12 protein-coding genes are annotated in these 18,883 nt (G+C 36.3%); 10 read left to right on the top strand and 2 right to left on the bottom strand.

Annotation, left to right across the window (positions count from 1 at the left end; all coding sequences use genetic code 11):
- From SKC36_RS11775 to SKC36_RS11810, 8 genes are all read left to right on the top strand, one after another.
- Positions 1-123, top strand: coding sequence for a hypothetical protein (locus SKC36_RS11775; RefSeq protein WP_459466066.1), 123 nt, complete (start codon positions 1-3; stop codon positions 121-123).
- 47 nt (positions 124-170) lie between these two features.
- Positions 171-551 carry a hypothetical protein gene (locus tag SKC36_RS11780; protein WP_459466009.1) on the top strand — a complete coding sequence of 127 codons (381 nt, stop codon included), beginning with the start codon at positions 171-173 and terminating at the stop codon, positions 549-551.
- Between the two features lie 90 nt (positions 552-641).
- A complete protein-coding gene (locus tag SKC36_RS11785) occupies positions 642-1,400 on the top strand; it encodes a GLPGLI family protein (protein ID WP_459466010.1) in 759 nt (252 codons plus the stop codon).
- Between the two features lie 40 nt (positions 1,401-1,440).
- Positions 1,441-4,017: a hypothetical protein gene (locus tag SKC36_RS11790; protein ID WP_459466011.1), complete on the top strand. Its 2,577-nt coding sequence runs from the start codon at positions 1,441-1,443 to the stop codon at positions 4,015-4,017.
- A gap of 427 nt (positions 4,018-4,444) precedes the next feature.
- Positions 4,445-4,660 carry a hypothetical protein gene (locus SKC36_RS11795; RefSeq protein ID WP_459466012.1) on the top strand — a complete coding sequence of 72 codons (216 nt, stop codon included), beginning with the start codon at positions 4,445-4,447 and terminating at the stop codon, positions 4,658-4,660.
- A 69-nt stretch (positions 4,661-4,729) separates the two neighbouring features.
- Positions 4,730-5,587 (top strand): ATP-binding cassette domain-containing protein, encoded by an 858-nt coding sequence (locus SKC36_RS11800; protein WP_459466013.1) that lies wholly within the window; start codon positions 4,730-4,732, stop codon positions 5,585-5,587.
- On the top strand, positions 5,574-6,329 hold the full coding sequence (locus tag SKC36_RS11805) for a hypothetical protein (RefSeq protein ID WP_459466014.1): 756 nt from the start codon (positions 5,574-5,576) through the stop codon (positions 6,327-6,329). The genes SKC36_RS11800 and SKC36_RS11805 overlap by 14 nt, the downstream gene beginning before the upstream one ends.
- A 1,005-nt stretch (positions 6,330-7,334) precedes the next feature.
- Positions 7,335-7,622: a hypothetical protein gene (locus SKC36_RS11810; RefSeq protein WP_459466015.1), complete on the top strand. Its 288-nt coding sequence runs from the start codon at positions 7,335-7,337 to the stop codon at positions 7,620-7,622.
- Positions 7,623-7,746: 124 nt separating this feature from the next.
- On the opposite strand, the gene pruA is transcribed toward SKC36_RS11810, so the two are convergent.
- Both pruA and SKC36_RS11820 read right to left on the bottom strand, forming a co-directional pair.
- Positions 7,747-9,372, bottom strand: a complete 1,626-nt coding sequence (gene pruA, locus SKC36_RS11815; protein WP_459466016.1) for an L-glutamate gamma-semialdehyde dehydrogenase — start codon at positions 9,370-9,372, stop codon at positions 7,747-7,749.
- A gap of 49 nt (positions 9,373-9,421) precedes the next feature.
- Entirely contained in the window at positions 9,422-10,138 is a 717-nt protein-coding gene (locus SKC36_RS11820) for a ComEA family DNA-binding protein (protein WP_459466017.1), read from the bottom strand.
- 287 nt (positions 10,139-10,425) lie between these two features.
- Here SKC36_RS11820 and rpoB point away from each other — a divergent pair, with 287 nt between their 5' ends.
- Together rpoB and rpoC are read left to right on the top strand one after the other, a co-directional pair.
- The gene (gene rpoB, locus SKC36_RS11825; protein WP_459466018.1) at positions 10,426-14,301 is read left to right on the top strand and encodes a DNA-directed RNA polymerase subunit beta; all 3,876 of its coding nucleotides are present in this window, start codon (positions 10,426-10,428) and stop codon (positions 14,299-14,301) included.
- A gap of 61 nt (positions 14,302-14,362) precedes the next feature.
- Positions 14,363-18,691 carry a DNA-directed RNA polymerase subunit beta' gene (gene rpoC / locus SKC36_RS11830; protein ID WP_459454905.1) on the top strand — a complete coding sequence of 1,443 codons (4,329 nt, stop codon included), beginning with the start codon at positions 14,363-14,365 and terminating at the stop codon, positions 18,689-18,691.
- Positions 18,692-18,883 lie beyond the last annotated feature (192 nt).

Raw genomic sequence — 18,883 nt, forward strand, 5'->3', positions numbered from 1 at the left:
ATTGCTCAAGATCTAGACATCTCTCTTCATACCACTAAAAAACATCGAGAAAACATTGCCCGTAAGATTGGTAGTCATGGCAAAATAGAATTCCGAAAAATCATTCGAAATATCAAAATGTAGCTTGGCAGAGGTTCTACCCCAGGCCTGAAAGGTGAATTATCAACTTCTTGATTAAAGTAGGACTTCTTTCCCTACTATTCTCTTTTATTTTTCCAGCAGCTTTACACCATGTTTGCAAACATTGGTATTGCCCGAAAAACCAGAAAAGAGTAGGGATTGAAAAATTTATATCCATTCAAATGAACTTGACAAAAAATTACACAAAACTTTCAAAAGTATTGGCTGCTACAATTCTTATTGGGCTTACAGGCATATCAGCCAAATCCAATGGTACTAGTTTACATTTTACCAAATGTTGTACTGCCACCATAAAGCTTGAAAATAGGGAGAGTACAATATCTGTTACAAAATGTAGAACTACACTTATTGATGCTTGTGATGCTGCTTACAGAGAAGCACGAAAAGCCGCAATAGCTCTGGGGGAATAATTTACGAAAACGATGATTATCAGGGTAATCCTTTCTGATCATTATCCTGATAATGTTAATGAACAAATAATATTTTAATTCTAAATGAAAATGAGAACATTAGTCATAACTCTATTTTTCACCATTCTAATTGGAATAAAATGTCTAGCACAAAATTCAGAAATAAATATAGTTTATCAACTATTCAAAAACGGTGATATTATCCATTTCGATGTAAAAATATTGGATGATTTTTCAACTTATAAAGTTCAAGAAACAAAAGAAAATACCCCAAATGATTTTGTAATGAAAGTCACGACTCCAGGAAGTTACATTTTTGAAAAAATTAAAAAAGAAAATAAACTCTATTATTCTGAGCCAATCATGACAAAACGCTTTTATGTAGTTGATTCATTACATCCGATGAAATGGAGAATAAATAAGGAAATAAAATCAATTCTTGGCTATCCTTGTCAAAAGGCTCAAACACATTTCAGAGGTAGAGACTACATTGCCTATTTTACAAAAAAAATACCCGTAAATAATGGTCCATATAAGTTTGGGGGATTACCTGGATTAATTCTTGAAGTATATTCAACAGATGGAGAAATTAAATTTTTGACGAAAAGCATCAATTTTTCGAAAAACACAATTACCCATGTTCCCTCATATACAAAGTATTATGGTAAATACATTTCTCACCAAGATTTTGTTTCAACATATATAACTACTTGGAAAAACATTATTGCCAAGCTCAAATCAAGGGCTGAAGAGCATGTTCCTGGAGATGAAGACTACATCAAAAGCCATGAAATTGAAATCAAATATCCCGCATTACAGTTGGGAAGGGGAATGAATTTAAACGAATAGGTCATTATAATCGGATAATCAAAAGCCTAAAATGACCCAAATGAAATATTACTCAAATTCCCTTTTTAATATATCCGTGTTAGTTCTTTTGGGTTTAACTTTTACTAGTCCTGCTCAAAATCCAAAAATTTCTGCCAAAATTTTGGATGCAAGGAATGGCAAAAAGATACCTCAGGGCATAGCTATCATTGAAGATTCGCTTGAAAACCATATCAATTTCGCCCAAATTGAGTCCGGATTTCTATCTATTGAAATCCCCAGAAATACGACTATTTGGTTAACAGTTAATTCTTTAGGCTATCAGGGCTACCGCCATCAATTTCATGCTCAAGAGGCTATCAATAACACCCTACAAATATTCCTTCAATCTGATACTACTTATTTACTAGAGGAAGTTTACGTAAAAGCAAAACCTATTTATCAAAATCAAGACACATTAACATACAAGGTTCAAGCACTCAAACTTCCCGGTGATCAAAAAATTGAAGATTTACTTAAGAGGTTGCCTGGAATTACGGTGGATGAATATTCAGGCAAAATAAAATACAAAAACAAAAGAATACAGACGGTGCTATTAGATGGGGAAAACTTGTTAGATCAAAATTATAGCCTAGCCACTAAAAACATTGCCATTGATGATATTGATGAAGTTCAAGCCATTGAACATTTTACCGAGAATTCAATCATTAATAGCTTGGGGAGCTCTGAGGAGGTCGCCATAAATTTAAAATTTAAGAAAAAATTTACCTTTTCAAATTCCAGTAGTATGGATGCAGGAATCATGGAAAGCTCAGTCAATGCACTTCAAATTAAGAATAACACATTGATTAGTACCCCCAAAATCAAAAGTATCTTCAATGGCTCATTTAACAATATCGGAAATAATAACACTAGCATAGAATTTTCTAATATTAATTCTAATAACCCCGCCTACTCTTTTCTACCTGAAAAATTAATTCCCTTTAGTTCATCCTTTTTAAATTCGGATTTACAAAAAACGAATCGAAATAATCAACTTCAATTAGACTTCAATTCAATCTTTAAACTTCATAATAAGTTTAAAATTAAGGTAAGCAGCGCTAGGTTAAAAGATAAATATTCCATTATCCAAGAAAACGTTAGTTCGATTAACTTACCAAATCAATCCTTTAGCATATCTGATAATCGCCATGAAAAAACCTTATCGGATTATTGGTTAAATTCTATTTATTCCAAATATCAAGCTTCTACAAGTTTAATTATTGAGTGGAAATACCAATATACCGATGCATCACTTCTGAATTCAACGGAACAAGTAATTAATTCAGCTATAGACTTTAACTCAAATCAAAATTTTCAACAGAGGGACCAATTAGCTGATGTTATTATCACTTCCAAAATAGGCCAAAATTCTGCTCTCATATATACCTTTCAAAGCCTCATTAATACCAATGATTATGATTTGAATTACTTATATAAGTTATCAAACCCAGTAGATAAATTTCAACTTATCAATCATCGGAACCATTTGACAAAAAACACAATTCAGTTGATACACGTTTTTATTCCTAAAATTTTAATTGCTGAAACTAAATTAGATGTTAATCAACTTAAGCAGATTATACTCAATTTCAGACAATCCAATTATTTCGAAAAATCCATTAATCTGTCTCAAACCTTAAAAGGTAAGCTTTCCAATCTGGAATATAATTTCTCCGTCAATCATGAAGAAAATAGAATAGAAAATAATGAGCACGTAAATAATTCCTCAAGGTTTAACTACTCATTTAAAACAAGTTTTCCGTTTTTAGGTCAATTTATAGAATATAGAAACTCAAAATCAAATAAATCAAGCTACCGTAATTACATTTTAACCGATAGTGTTTTTTTAAATAGTCGATTTATTCGGCTTGATTCAAATCTAACCAATATCCCAATTTTACATACTCAGTCCATTAGCTTAGGGAATAACATTCAACATAATCTATACTATAATTTCAGTTATAGTCATTCCAAGCTGAACGGAGATTATTACCAGTCACAAGAAATTTCTGATTTGAATATTATACAAAAAAACATTTGGCTAAATCTTGCAAATGAAATGACCAATACTAAGCTTGAAGTAAACTTTTTTGTCCAACCTCTTACCATTAATTTGAAAAGTATAGTTGAGGTCTCCGCCTATCGATTTCCTAATATCATTAACAATTCCCAACCAAGAATCAATGAATCTTCAACTTTTCATCTTGGAATGGGGTTCTCCACTGGTTTTTTAAAAGGTTTTTCCATCCAAAATATTTTTCATTCCTATTATAATGTAATTGAGAACAATAGCTCTTTGTTTGAAAATTTTACTTACCGAAACCAATTCCAATTATTCTTTCGATTAAAAAAACTAGCCTATCGATTTGATTGGCAATCTTTGCAATACAGCACTAATGCAGATCCATTGCATTTTTTGGATTTTTCAATTCTCTACCGTCCAGAAAAATTACCTTGGTCAATCACGCTTAGAGGAAATAACTTATTGAACTATACTCAAAAAACATTCGTCACCTTGTCGGACTACGCCACTTCTTCATATAGTAATCCACTATTGGGCAGGTCGATTCTACTCTCGATAGCATACAGCCTATAAACTAGAAAAAAAATAAAGCAGGCTTAAGACATAAAGCTTATTTCAAAGTCAAATCAAGCCTAATTCAATAGATCATAATTATCAACTTCTTGGATAAAATAGGACTTCTTTCCCTATAAAATACTTTTTGAGGTCCATTAGCTTTACATCAAGTTTGCAAGTCTTGGTGTCACCCGAAAAACCAATAAAGAGTACGGAAGTAAATACTTAATTCCAACATTAAAATCAATTAAAGTACTTATTATGAACTGATTTACATTGGGATTATTTGTTTTAATCATAATTAATTATGTGAAGATCCCATTAAAGACTCTAAGTGAAAAATTTGGATGTCAATCTGTAAATCGTTGGTACAAAATTGACTATTAAAAGGAAGTTATTTATAATCTTTTTTATAAATAAAAAAGTAACTAAAACAGATATAATCATGAAAACAATTAAATATTTAAAAAATGCGGTCATTACATTATCTCTATTTGCAATACCTTCAGTAACTATTGCTCAAACAATGCTACCAGAAGTTATAGTTCGTTGTACACGTTACTCTGGAAGTTTTTCTTTTGGAAATCATTATGTAGAATGGATTATTGTAATTTGCGATAACCCCGAGGCCAATAATTTTTGGATTGATGTTTACCGTTAATATTAACTTACAAGGTATCAGGGCTTTTAATTCCAAATCTAAGCCCTGATACCCTAATTTTTCTCAATAATGCTCAATGTATCAAATCTAAAATTATCCAAATCAAAAAAAATAATCCTATCAAATGTTAACTTGTCAGTAGAGCTAGGAGAAATTATTTGTTTTTTAGGCAAAAATGGTGCTGGAAAAACGACATTATTAAAATCGATCGTAGGAGTCTACAAATTAGATGAAGGTCATTCATTTTTCGAAGATATAGATTTAGCTTCTAAAAATAGAAGTCAAATAATTCATGAAATTGGAATAATGATTTTTAATGATGCCTTTTATGATTTCTTAACAGGTAGAGACAATATAGAAATTGTACGCAATTTCTATAAAAACCCTTTTTTCTCAACAGATGAAATAATTGATTTGTTTGAATTAAAGAGTGTTGCTAACGAAGTAGTAAACAAATATTCTGCTGGATATAAACAGAGGCTCTTATTAGCGTTAAGTGTAATAAATTGCCCCAAACTTGTAGTATGGGACGAGCCATTCAATTCAATTGATAAGAATTATATAAAGTCTGTAATTAATATTATTAAGCATTTTCAAAAATCTTGGAATACAACTTTTCTAATAACAAGTCATTCTTTAGAAGGAGTAGAATCAATTTTTTCAAGAGTGGTACTTTTGAAAGAGACATGCATTAGTTTGGATATTCAAGTTGAGAATCTAAATAATTATTATCTATTTACCATTCAAGAGCATATTCCTATTGATAAAATAAGCTATGGTAATCTCTATTTTACAATTGATTTTGAGAATAAGATCAAAATAATATCGAATTTGGATATTAAAGAATTTTGCTTTAAAAATAATTTAAGTGAAAAAATAATAACTTTTAGCAGATTAACCACTAAAGATATTTATGAGTTTATTTAATTTTTTTATTGCAGAACTAAAAAAGGTAGTTTGGCAAAAGAAGATTTGTATTGTTTTTATAATTCAAGCAATACTTTTTTTTATTGTGATCTCTAACTTCTTTGGTTCATTACCAAATCTTTACGAACGCTGGTATGAAAAAAGTAAAGACATAATTCAATACGGAACATTTTTTACATATTTCAGCGCTAGTCTTTCCAACCGTGTATTTTTCATTATAACAATTTCAATTTGTAATCTAACTTTCCTTGTAAATGAAATGGAAAAGAAAAATTTACTCATAAGAAATTTGTTTTTCCTACCACCAAAATATTGCAGCTATTTTTTGTCAAAGTTCATAATCTGCAACTTTGCCATTTTTTTTCAGTTAATGTTTTATGCTACTATATTTTATTTTTTGTATAGTTCCGGTATCGAACCATATATAAAAGCAGAACTTGAAGAATTAACAATTTTAGATATTGCAATTAATTTCTTCTATTATTTTATAAAAACCATTTCGATTACAGCGGTTGTTTTGAATATTTCATTCTTCTTGAAAAGAAAACAATTTTACACCATCTTGATTTGTATAATTATAACATATAGTATGAGTTTTATAAAATTTAGCCCTTCTAATAGCCTGTTTGAGTATAAGTTATTTATAAATGATGAAATAATATTGGTTGATGGATTACTCATCGGATTTTGGTTATTACTTTCAATAGGAATATCATATAAAATTTTAAGTACACAGTTATGATATTTAAATTATTTCAAAATGAATATCGGAAAATTATTTCGCTATATCCCATTTGGATTATCACACTTACCTTCCTAATTATTTCATACTTATTATGTTACTATTTTATAGTTTCTAATCCTGTCCTTAAACAGTCTGTAATTAATAATTATTTTGATACTGCTTTTGTAGCTTTATTTATGAATTTTAACCTAACTTTTATTCTTTGGGGCTTTGTTTTTATGTATAGTACAATCAAGGAAATGTCATGTATAAATTTTTTCAAAACATATCCAATAAGTACAACCCATTTATTAGTTTCGAGATTTTTTACGCTTTATTCTCTATTTTTCATTAGTCTATTCATCATACTTAGCGTATCATATTTCCTTACCCATTATAGTTTTTCAAGTCGGATATTACTAACAAAAAATGAATATTTATATTTTAGGAACGGTTTTTGGGCTATGTCTTCTCATTTTTTTATTCTTTCATTTCCTTTTTTACTAACAGCATATATACTACCAATTATAATCAAAAGTACAGCCTTAAATGTAACTATAATCTTCTTATGTCATCTTTCAAGTAATTACATTTATTTTCCATCAAACCCTTTTAGAATTGCTGTTACAGTTTTTTCCCTTCACCACTCTATTCTTACGGGTAATCAATTATTTACTTTAATCGACATCCTTCCAAAATATATCATCTCCATTACCTATGTTGTTGTCATCTATTACTTTACAAAATCATTTTTAACAAAAAAACAATCTTAGAATTCAAATGACAACTGAACATTTTAAAATTGCAACGCTAATGATAATATACTATTTGATAGTATACTTTACATTATACTTTATTGATTTTGAATATTCAAATAATACAATATTGAAATTATGTCTAATCACCATTGAAATTTCAATTCCATTCTGTTTATATTTTTATTTCTTTCAAAAAAGAATATCTAATGTAAAATCTCTTTATTTTTCATGTTTATTGGCCCTTACACTTTGTGCAATATGTCATTTGTTCGTAAAAATATTCATTTATCAATATATAGATCCTGAACGTTCTAGCATTATCGCTAACAAAATTGCATCAGGAGTGGTAGCTAGAATAGAGTCAATCGAAAGAGAAAATAATATTAAAATTGATGTAAACAAAAGCACTGAATATAAAAAAGTTTACACTGACATAAAATCTAATTATGAAGTGAATGGTATCATAAAAAGTGCGTTTATGGATATTTTTATTTATTCAATCATTTCTGGACTTTTTGTTTATTTTACCCAAAGAAAAATGTTAAAACATTAACCTTTTGCAAAAAATTAGGGACTAATGCTATTGTACAAACCCCTAATACTTGGACACATTTGTAGAAACAGTTGTGTAATAATTGGTTGCCTTTTCGTTTAAATTTTGTCTAAGGTTTGTACACCTACCCCAAAAACGGATATCGAAAATCCGTCGGGGAAGAAAACACTTCTTTCACTGTTCTTGGAGAAACCCAACGCAATAAGTTCAGATAAGAACCCGCTTTATCATTTGTTCCAGAGGCTCTAGCCCCACCAAACGGCTGCTGACCTACTACCGCTCCCGTACATTTATCATTCAAATATAAATTTCCTGCTGCATGCTCCAAGGCTTTAGCTGCCTCCGACAAAGCATAGGCATCTTGCGAGAATATTGCCCCCGTTAATGCATAAGCCGAAGTTTGATCCACCAAATGTAAAGTCTCTTTCCAATCTTGATCTGGATAAACATAAATCGTCAATACTGGCCCGAAAATCTCCTCTTCCATGGTGCGATAATGTGGATTACTCGTCAATAGGACGGTCGGCTCCACAAAATACCCCCGACTAGCATCAAAGCCTCCTCCTGCAATCAATTCTACTTCCGATGATTTTTTAGCTTCAATGATATAGGATGTAATCTTATCAAATGCTTTTTGATCAATGACTGCATTCACAAAATTGCCAAAATCCTCTGTCCCTCCTACTTTAATCTGGGCTAGTTCAGATTGCAACTCGCTTTTCACGGCTGACCATAAGGATGCTGGCACATAAGCTCTAGAAGCAGCTGAGCATTTTTGACCTTGATATTCAAATGCTCCACGAATCAATCCTGTCACTAAGGCCTTTACATCTGCTGAAGGATGAGCCACTACAAAATCTTTGCCTCCCGTTTCTCCCACAATCCTCGGATATGATTTATATTTAGCGATATTATTTCCTATATTCTGCCAAATGGTCTGAAACACTTTCGTAGAACCTGTAAAGTGGATACCCGCAAATTCCCGGTGGGAAAATACAACCTCCCCTGCTTCGGGTCCATCGGAAAAAACTAAATTAATAACACCCGCCGGCAATCCTGCTTCTTCTAATATTTGCATCAATAAGGCTGCAGAATAAATTTGCTGAGGGGCTGGTTTCCAAACTACTGTATTCCCCATCATGGCTGGAGCTGCTGGTAAATTACCCGCAATAGCCGTAAAATTGAAGGGCGTCAAGGCATATACAAAACCCTCTAAAGGTCTATATTCTAATCGGTTCCAAACTCCTGGTGAAGAAATCGGTTGATCTGCATAAATTTGAGCTGCAAAATGGGCATTAAAGCGTAGAAAATCTACCCATTCACAAGCAGCATCTATTTCTGCCTGGTAAGCATTTTTTGATTGACCCAACATGGTTCTGGCATTCAATTCCATGCGGTATTTGTTGGCCGACAAATCAGCGGCCTTTAAAAAGATGGAAACGCGCTCTTGCCAAGTCAATGCTGCCCATGCTGTTTTAGCAGATAAAGCTGATTCAATGGCATCTGAAATTTCCTTTTTTCCTCCTTCGTAATAATATCCTAAAATATGCTGGTGATCATGTGGACAAGTCATGGCTACTTTCTTTGCTCCTAGAACCGACTTCCCATGAATACGCATCGGAACCTCAACTTGCGTATTACGCAGATTTTGAAGCGTATCTTGTAATCTTTGACGCTCAGCACTACCTACTGAGTAGGCGTATATGGGCTCATTTGTAGGCTGGGGGACTCTAAAAAAACCAGTTGACATATCTTTATTTAATGAAGTGTAAATTTCAAACAAAAGTACAGCATATTTTTCAAGGTTCAAATGAAAGATAAGGACTAAGCTTTTGCCATACGGCTTCATCTAGTAGTTGAACCTTTTTCAAATCTGCCCAATTTTGAAAAGGCCCATGTTGCTTGCGGTAGTTCAAAACCAAATTCGCTTGTCGGTATGGCAAATAAGGATGTCTAAATTCCTTCCATTCCGCCCTATTAATCAGCAAATATCGATAAACACCTTTCCCTAGTTGAAAGTGCTTTTGATGCTCATTGACCCAGCTACTATCCAAGCCATAAATTTCCTTCAATTGGGAAACTTGATAAAATCCCCCCAATTTTTCCCGGTAAGCAATGATTCTTTTGGCAAAGGCCGGACCTATCCCTGGCAAGGCAATCCATGCTAAAGAATCCGCTTCGTTGATATCGATTTGCCAATTTTGCTTTTTTCCTTTTTTGAATTCATGAGGGTAATCCGTATTTGAAAAGCTAGAAAATTTATTTACTGGAAAAGTGGAGAATTGCTTCTTTTTAGAATAGGATTCTTGATTTGCTTTTTCCATTTCAATCAAAGTTTTTGTCCAATAGGTCGGTTGAAAGGTTGCCATGACTTGTTGCCGACTAGCATATTCAATCCAGCGAGCGGTCAAATCCGCCAGGACTAAACAAATGAATAGGCAAAGCGTTCCTAGCATTTCGGACCTAGTCATTCCTAATATGAAGCGTAGGTAGTAATGAACTTTATTTTTCCACATGAAACTGATCATCATTTTGGCAAGAATAGTATTTTTTTGTGGAGGCTTCTAGCTAAGCTATTGTTTATTAGAAAATTATCAGTAATTTTGCAGGCTATTTTAGGATTAAAGCCCTCTGGGCAAATCCGAAGAGTGGTTCCGAAACAACTTTTCTTTTCGTAGGGAAATGGTCAAGGGACACCACTTCTTTTCATCTACGAGGCGTTCAGCTTGATTAATCTCTTCCAAATGGAGGAGAATTTGTGCCCCTAGGGCCATTATTCACATTAATTAAAACGTATAAAGCCTTGAGTAACATCACTGCCACCGGAAGACACAGCTTTGCGAAAACGCAGAGTGTGATCAATTATCCAGATTTTCTGGATATCCAAATCCAATCCTTCCAAGATTTCTTCCAGCTTGAAACTGCAGCTGAAAATCGCACGGACGAGGGTTTATTTAAAGTATTTGCTGAAAATTTTCCAATCGCGGATTCGCGTGAAAATTTCGTTCTTTCCTTTGTTGATTACTCAGTAGATCCACCGAAATATTCGGTAGATGAGTGTATTGACCGTGGATTAACGTATTCAGTGCCTTTAAAAGCCAAGTTGCGATTGATCTGTAATGACACAGACAACGAAGATTTCCAAACCATCGAACAAGAGGTTTTCTTGGGAAATATTCCTTACATGACAGAACGTGGGTCCTTTGTGATCAACGGAGCTGAGCGTGTTATTGTATCGCAATTACACCGTTCACCAGGGGTATTCTTCGCGCAATCGAAGCATACGAATGGAACGAAGTTGTATTCGGCTCGTATTATTCCATTCAAGGGTTCTTGGATTGAATTTGCTACGGACGTAAACAACGTCATGTATGCTTACATTGACCGTAAGAAAAAGTTTCCTGTAACAGTATTGCTTCGTGCCATTGGTTACGGAAATGACAAAGACATCTTAGATTTATTTGGTTTAGCTGAAGAAATCAAAGTTGATAAAAAAATCATCAAAGGTATCGTCGGTCGTCGTTTGGCTGCAAGGGTTCTAAAAACTTGGCAAGAAGACTTCGTAGATGAGGATACAGGTGAAGTAGTTTCAATTGACCGTAATGAAATCTTGATCGAGCGTGATACGGTTATTACGGAGAATGAAGTAGAAACGATTTTAGAATCAGGTTCTTCTACCGTTATTCTACATAAAGATGATGTGAACGTTTCAGACTACAACATCATTTATAACACATTACAAAAAGATACTTCCAACTCTGAAAAAGAGGCTGTAGAGGTTATTTATAAGCAATTACGTAACACGGATGCACCGGATGAGCAAACTGCTCGTGACATCATCCAAAACTTATTCTTCTCTGACAAGCGTTATGATTTAGGAGAGGTTGGTCGTTACCGTATCAATAAAAAGTTAGGCCATGACATCCCAATGGATGTGAAGGTATTAACGAAGGAAGATATTATTTCTATCGTGAAGTATTTGATCGGATTGATCAACTCTCGTGCGGTAGTCGATGATATTGACCACTTATCAAACCGTCGTGTTCGTACCGTAGGTGAGCAATTATATGCTCAGTTCGGAGTGGGTCTTGCTCGTATGGCTCGTACCATCAAGGAGCGTATGAACGTACGTGATAACGAAGATTTCAAGCCTGTTGATTTGATCAACGCTCGTACTTTGTCTTCGGTTATCAATTCATTCTTTGGAACCAATCAGCTTTCTCAGTTCATGGATCAAACAAATCCATTGGCCGAGATTACGCACAAAAGACGTATGTCTGCCCTAGGACCAGGCGGTCTTTCTCGTGAAAGAGCTGGTTTTGAGGTTCGTGACGTTCACTACACGCACTACGGTCGTTTGTGTACCATTGAAACTCCTGAGGGACCTAACATTGGTTTGATTTCCTCACTTTGCGTTCACGCTAAAGTGAATTCCATGGGCTTTATTGAAACTCCTTACCGTGTCATTGATGGCGGTAAAGTGGATGTAAGTAGCCATGTTCAGTATTTGACTGCTGAGGAGGAAGATGGCAAGAACATTGTTCAAGCTAATGCTCCTATTGATATTAAGTCAGGTAAATTCTTATCTGATCGTGTTAAGGCTCGTTTTGAGGGTGACTTCCCATTGGTTAATCCATCCGAAGCACAATTCATGGACGTAGCTCCTAACCAGATTGTTTCGGTAGCTGCTTCTATGATTCCATTCTTGGAGCATGATGATGCTAACCGTGCCTTGATGGGATCTAACATGCAACGTCAAGCGGTACCTTTATTAAGACCAGAAGCTCCGATTGTAGGAACTGGTTTAGAGCACCGTGTGGCCATTGACTCAAGAACTTTAGTAGTAGCTGAAGGAGATGGTGTTATTGAGTATGTAGATGCATTGAAGATTGTAGTGAATTATGATCAAACGGAAGATGAAAAACTAATCAGTTTTGATGGTTCTTCTAAAACCTACAAATTGATCAAGTTCCGTAGAACGAACCAAGATACCACGATCAACTTGAAGCCAATTGTTTTCAAAGGAGAGCGCGTTACGAAAGGACAAGCACTTTGTGAAGGATATGCGACTCAAGGAGGAGAATTAGCTTTAGGACGTAACATGAAAGTGGCATTTATGCCATGGCAAGGTTACAACTTTGAGGATGCGATTGTAATCTCAGAGAAAGTAGTTCGTGATGATATCTTTACTTCGATTCACATTGAAGAGTTTGAATTAGAGGTACGTGATACAAAACGTGGTGAAGAAGAATTAACTTCTGAAATCCCGAACGTATCGGAAGAGACTGTTCGTAACTTGGATGAAAACGGCGTTGTTCGTGTAGGATCTGAAGTTAAAGAAGGTGATATTTTAATTGGTAAGATTACTCCTAAAGGAGAATCTGACCCAACTCCAGAGGAAAAATTATTACGTGCCATCTTTGGTGACAAAGCAGGTGATGTGAAAGATGCTTCTAAGAAAGCACCTCCATCATTAAAAGGTGTGGTAATCGACACGAAGTTATTCTCTCGTCCTAAGAAGGATAAAGAAGAGCGTGAGAAGTCGAAAGCGGAGTTGAAAAAAGTGATGAAGCAGTACGGCAAAGATTTATTAGACATTCGTCGTATCATGATTGACAAGACAGTAGCCTTGTTAAATGGTAAAACATCTAATGGAATCAAGCACAAATTCGGAACAGTGATTGTTGAGAAGGGTGTTAAATTCAGTGCTAAAAACATTGAAGAATTATTATTCCCTGACAAGAACTTGTATCGCGATGAGAGCACTTATGCAGTACCAGAGGAAGCTAATTTACTGTCTGATTTGATCGTAGAAGAAGCTACTGCTGATGCAGAATTAAATGCGCGCTTCTTACAATTGATCAAGAACTATAACATTCGTCGTAATGAAATCGCTGGTCGATTCAAGCGTGAGCGTTTCGTGTTAGAAGTAGGTGATGAATTACCTGCAGGTATCGTGAAATTGGCGAAAGTATATGTAGCTAAGAAACGTAAGTTGAAAGTAGGAGATAAAATGGCGGGTCGTCACGGTAATAAGGGTGTTGTAGCTCGTATTGTACGTGAGGAAGACATGCCATTCTTGGAAGATGGAACACCAGTAGATATCGTATTGAATCCACTTGGAGTACCTTCTCGTATGAACTTAGGTCAGATTTACGAAACGGTATTAGGTTGGGCTGGACAAAAATTAGGTAAGCGCTATGCGACACCAATCTTTGACGGTGGAACTGAGGCTGAAGTAGCTGCTGAGTTGACTCTAGCTGGTTTACCAGATTGGGGCCGTACGTATTTATACAATGGTTTGACGGGTGATAAATTTGATCAACCAGTAACAGTAGGTATCATTTACATGCTGAAATTGGGCCACTTAGTGGATGATAAGATGCACGCTCGTTCGATTGGACCATACTCATTGATTACGCAACAACCATTGGGTGGTAAAGCTCAATTTGGAGGTCAGCGTTTCGGTGAGATGGAGGTATGGGCGCTTGAGGCCTTCGGAGCAGCGAATATCTTGCAAGAGATTTTGACTGTTAAATCCGATGACGTTATCGGCCGTGCTAAAGCATACGAAGCCATCGTAAAAGGTGAAAATATGCCAAAACCAAATATTCCGGAGTCATTCAATGTATTGATTCATGAATTACGTGGTTTAGCATTAGAAATCACCCTAGAGTAAACATACATAGGGCTGGCAACGGCCCTTAACTAACATCATTTTCCAAAAAAATTAAACGAAAATGTCATTTAAAAAGACTAGAAAGCTGAATAGCGATTTCCAAAAGGTGACCATTTCATTGGCCTCCCCTGAGTCGATCTTAGAAGGTTCAAATGGTGAAGTAACCCAACCGGAAACCATCAACTATAGAACGTACAAGCCTGAAATGGGTGGATTGTTCTGTGAGAGAATCTTTGGACCTACCAAAGATTGGGAATGTCACTGTGGAAAATATAAGCGTATTCGTTACAAGGGCATCATTTGCGACCGCTGTGGTGTTGAGGTAACAGAGAAAAAAGTACGTCGTGAGCGTATGGGCCACATCGAATTGGTGGTTCCAGTAGCGCATATTTGGTACTTCCGTAGCTTACCCAACAAAATTGGTTACATGCTTGGATTATCAACTAAGAAATTAGATCAAGTAATCTATTATGAAAGATACGTGGTTGTTCAAGCCGGTATGTATGCTGAAGAAGGAAAGATAGGTTCTCAATACCTTGATTTCTTAACTGAAGACGAATACTTGGATATCTTGGATAAGTTACCTCGTGAGAATCAACATTTGCCGGATGAAGATCCGCAGAAATTCATCGCGAAGATGGGTGCTGATGCCTTGAACATGTTGTTATCACGCATCAACTTAGACGAATTATCGGCAGACTTACGTCACTCGGCAGATACTGAATCTTCACAACAACGTAAGGCGGAAGCATTAAAGCGTTTGAAGGTTGTTGAAGCATTCCGTGAATCAGTTGGCCGTATTGATAACCGTCCAGAATGGATGATCATCAAAATGGTGCCAGTAATTCCACCAGAATTGCGTCCATTAGTGCCATTGGATGGAGGTCGTTTCGCGACTTCAGATTTGAATGATTTATACCGTCGTGTAATCATCCGTAATAACCGTTTGAAGCGTTTGATTGAGATCAAAGCTCCAGAAGTTATTTTACGTAATGAGAAGCGTATGTTACAAGAGGCTGTTGACTCCTTGTTTGACAACTCTCGTAAAGTCAATGCGGTTCGTTCAGAAGGTAACCGTGCTTTGAAATCCCTTTCAGATATGTTGAAAGGAAAGCAAGGTCGTTTCCGTCAAAACTTATTAGGAAAGCGTGTTGACTACTCAGGTCGTTCGGTAATTGTGGTTGGACCAGAATTAAAAATGCATGAGTGTGGTCTTCCAAAAGACATGGCAGCTGAGTTATTCAAGCCATTTGTTATCCGTAAGTTGATCGAACGTGGTATTGTTAAAACAGTTAAATCTGCGAAGAAAATCGTTGATCGCAAAGATCCAGTGGTTTGGGATATTTTGGAAAATGTCATGAAGGGTCACCCGGTATTATTAAACCGTGCTCCTACTTTGCACCGTTTGGGTATCCAAGCGTTCCAACCTAAATTAATTGAAGGAAAAGCGATTCAATTACACCCATTGACCTGTACGGCATTTAACGCCGACTTTGATGGTGACCAGATGGCGGTTCACGTTCCACTAGGACATGAAGCGATTTTGGAAGCCTCTTTGTTGATGTTAGCCTCTCATAACATCCTTAACCCTGCGAATGGAGCACCTATCACGGTACCTTCACAAGACATGGTTCTTGGATTATATTATGTAACGAAGGGAAGAAAATCGACCGAAACGCATAAAGTAGATGGTGAAGGCCGTCGTTTCTATGGTTTTGAAGAAGTGGTGATTGCTTTGAACGAAAAGAAATTATCTAAACATGCGAACATCGTGGTAAAAGCGAATGTACGTAAGGAAGATGGTTCTTTAGTAAGTGAAATGGTTGAGACAGTAGCGGGTCGCGTATTGTTCAACCTTTGCGTACCAGAGCAAGTAGGTTACATTAATGAATTGTTGACTAAGAAGAAATTGCAGCAAATCATTTCTCAAGTTCACAAGATTTGTGGAATGGCTCGTACTGCGCAGTTCTTGGATGATATCAAAGATTTAGGATTCCAACAAGCCTTCCACGGCGGATTGTCGATGGGTATTGGTGACGTTCAAATTCCAGAGGAGAAAGCACATTTAGTGAAGAAAGCTCAGGAAGATGTACAAGCAGTTTGGGATAACTACTTAATGGGTTTAATCACGGATAACGAGCGTTACAATGCTGTTATTGATATCTGGACAAAAGTGAACTCGAAAATTACCGAGACATTGATGAAGCAGATGGAAGAGGATAACCAAGGATTCAATGCCATCTACATGATGATGCACTCTGGAGCCCGTGGTTCTCGTGAGCAAATCCGTCAGTTGGGTGGTATGCGTGGTTTGATGGCTAAGCCACAGAAGAACTTACAAGGTTCGGTAGGTGAAATCATCGAAAACCCAATCCTTTCTAACTTTAAAGAAGGTCTAGACGTATTAGAGTACTTCATTTCAACTCACGGTGCGCGTAAAGGTTTGGCAGATACTGCCTTGAAAACAGCCGATGCGGGTTATTTGACTCGTCGTTTACATGACGTAGCACAAGATGTGATTGTGAATGAAGAAGATTGCGGTACCTTACGTGGTATTCAGGTATTCCCATTGAAAGATAATGAGGAGATCATTGAGCCATTATCAGAGCGTATCTTGGGTCGTGTGTCAGTACATGATGTATATGATCCTATCAGCAATGAATTGATTGTAGCTTCTGGTGATGAAATCACGGAAATTGCAGCTAACAAAATAGATGAAACAGCGATTGAATCCGTTGAGATTCGTTCGGTATTAACTTGTGAAACTAGAAATGGGGTTTGTGCGAAATGTTACGGACGTAACTTAGCTACAGGCCACATGGTGGGTCAAGGTGAAGCTGTTGGTGTGATTGCATCTCAGTCGATCGGTGAGCCAGGTACACAGTTAACATTACGTACATTCCACGTGGGTGGTACTGCTCAAAACGTTTCCTTAGATGCTAGCGTAAAAGCTAAGTTTGACGGGGTAATTAATTTTGAAGAGGTTCGTACAGTTAGTTCAACTGATTCAGAAGGAAATCCAGTAGAAATCGTTATGGGTCGTTCAGGTGAGGTTCAGATTATCAACCCGGCTAACAAGCAGTTGTTGATTTCAAGCAATATCCCTTACGGTTCTGTGATTCGCGTGAAAGATGGTCAAACCATCAAGAAAGGTGAAGAGATTTGTGCATGGGATCCATATAATGCGGTCATCCTATCTGAAGCTGAAGGTAAAGTGGTGTTTGAATCGATTGAGGAGAACAATACGTACAAAGAAGAAGCTGATGAGCAAACAGGCTTACGTGAGAAGGTAATTATCGAATCGAAAGATAAGACGAAGAACCCATCCGTATTGGTTGTGGCTAAAGGCAAAGAAGACTTGGTATATAACGTTCCGGTAGGTGCTCGTTTGGCGATTGATGAAGGAGACAAAATCAAAGCTGGACAGATCATCGCGAAGATTCCACGTGCAGCGGGTAAAACTCGTGACATTACGGGAGGTCTTCCACGTGTTACTGAGTTATTTGAGGCGCGTAACCCATCTAACCCGGCGGTAGTTTCTGAGATTGACGGTGTTATTTCATATGGTATCATCAAGCGTGGTAACCGTGAGATTATTGTTACTCCAAAAGAAGGAACAGAGCGTAAGTACTTGGTGCCATTGACTAAGTTTATCTTGGTACAAAACAATGACTTCGTACGTGCTGGAACGCCATTATCTGACGGAGCTATAACTCCATCGGATATCTTGTCAATCAAAGGACCAACAGCGGTACAAGAATACTTAGTAAATGAAATTCAAGATGTATACCGCTTACAAGGGGTAAAAATCAACGATAAGCATATTGAGTGTATCGTTCGTCAAATGATGCAGAAAGTTGAAATTCTTGATCCAGGTGATACTCAATTCTTACAGGGCCAAAACGTAGATCGTTTTGCATTCCGTGAGGAGAATGACCAGATTATGGACAAGAAAGTCATTACGGATGCAGGTGATTCAGATAAGTACAAACCAGGTATGATTATCTCTGCTCGTGCTTTACGCGATGAAAACTCTTCATTGAAGCGTAGAGACATGAAAGTGATGAAAGTACGTGATGCTCACGCGGCAGTATCTTCTGCTAATTTGCAAGGTATTACGCAAGCATCCTTGGGAACTGAATCATTCATCTCGGCCGCTTCCTTCCAGGAAACTACGAAGGTATTGTCTGAGGCATCGATTCGTGCGAAACAAGATACATTGGATGGCTTGAAGGAGAATGTGATTGTTGGACACTTGATTCCTGCGGGAACGGGAGTTCGCAGATACAAGGACTTCATTGTTACTCCAGTAGATGAGTTAAAACAATTAGAAGCCAAAGTAGCAGCTAGCGAAGCGGAAGTTGCCACTAAGGTTTCAGTTGAAAACTAGTCTAATTTAGAATTAATCAAAAGCCCCTTCAGGAAACTGAGGGGGCTTTTTTTATGATAATGAAATTTTAGTGGGAGAAAATTTAATTTTCTATAGTAAAATATAAAAAATACCACCACAAAAACCCAAATGGCCTTAAAAACCAAAGAAATATCCCATAGCATACAATCGCTACCGTAGCCCAGCGGGACT

Source organism: Aquirufa sp. OSTEICH-129A (assembly GCF_054558355.1).

Excerpts from the sequence above, each read along its gene's own strand:
- SKC36_RS11785 (WP_459466010.1), top strand. The coding sequence starts at position 642 with ATGAGAACATTAGTCATAACTCTATTTTTCACCATTCTAATTGGAATA.
- SKC36_RS11790 (WP_459466011.1), top strand. The coding sequence starts at position 1,441 with ATGAAATATTACTCAAATTCCCTTTTTAATATATCCGTGTTAGTTCTT.
- SKC36_RS11795 (WP_459466012.1), top strand. The coding sequence starts at position 4,445 with ATGAAAACAATTAAATATTTAAAAAATGCGGTCATTACATTATCTCTA.
- SKC36_RS11800 (WP_459466013.1), top strand. The coding sequence starts at position 4,730 with ATGCTCAATGTATCAAATCTAAAATTATCCAAATCAAAAAAAATAATC.
- SKC36_RS11805 (WP_459466014.1), top strand. The coding sequence starts at position 5,574 with ATGAGTTTATTTAATTTTTTTATTGCAGAACTAAAAAAGGTAGTTTGG.
- pruA (WP_459466016.1), bottom strand. The coding sequence starts at position 9,372 with ATGTCAACTGGTTTTTTTAGAGTCCCCCAGCCTACAAATGAGCCCATA.
- SKC36_RS11820 (WP_459466017.1), bottom strand. The coding sequence starts at position 10,138 with ATGTGGAAAAATAAAGTTCATTACTACCTACGCTTCATATTAGGAATG.
- rpoC (WP_459454905.1), top strand. The coding sequence starts at position 14,363 with ATGTCATTTAAAAAGACTAGAAAGCTGAATAGCGATTTCCAAAAGGTG.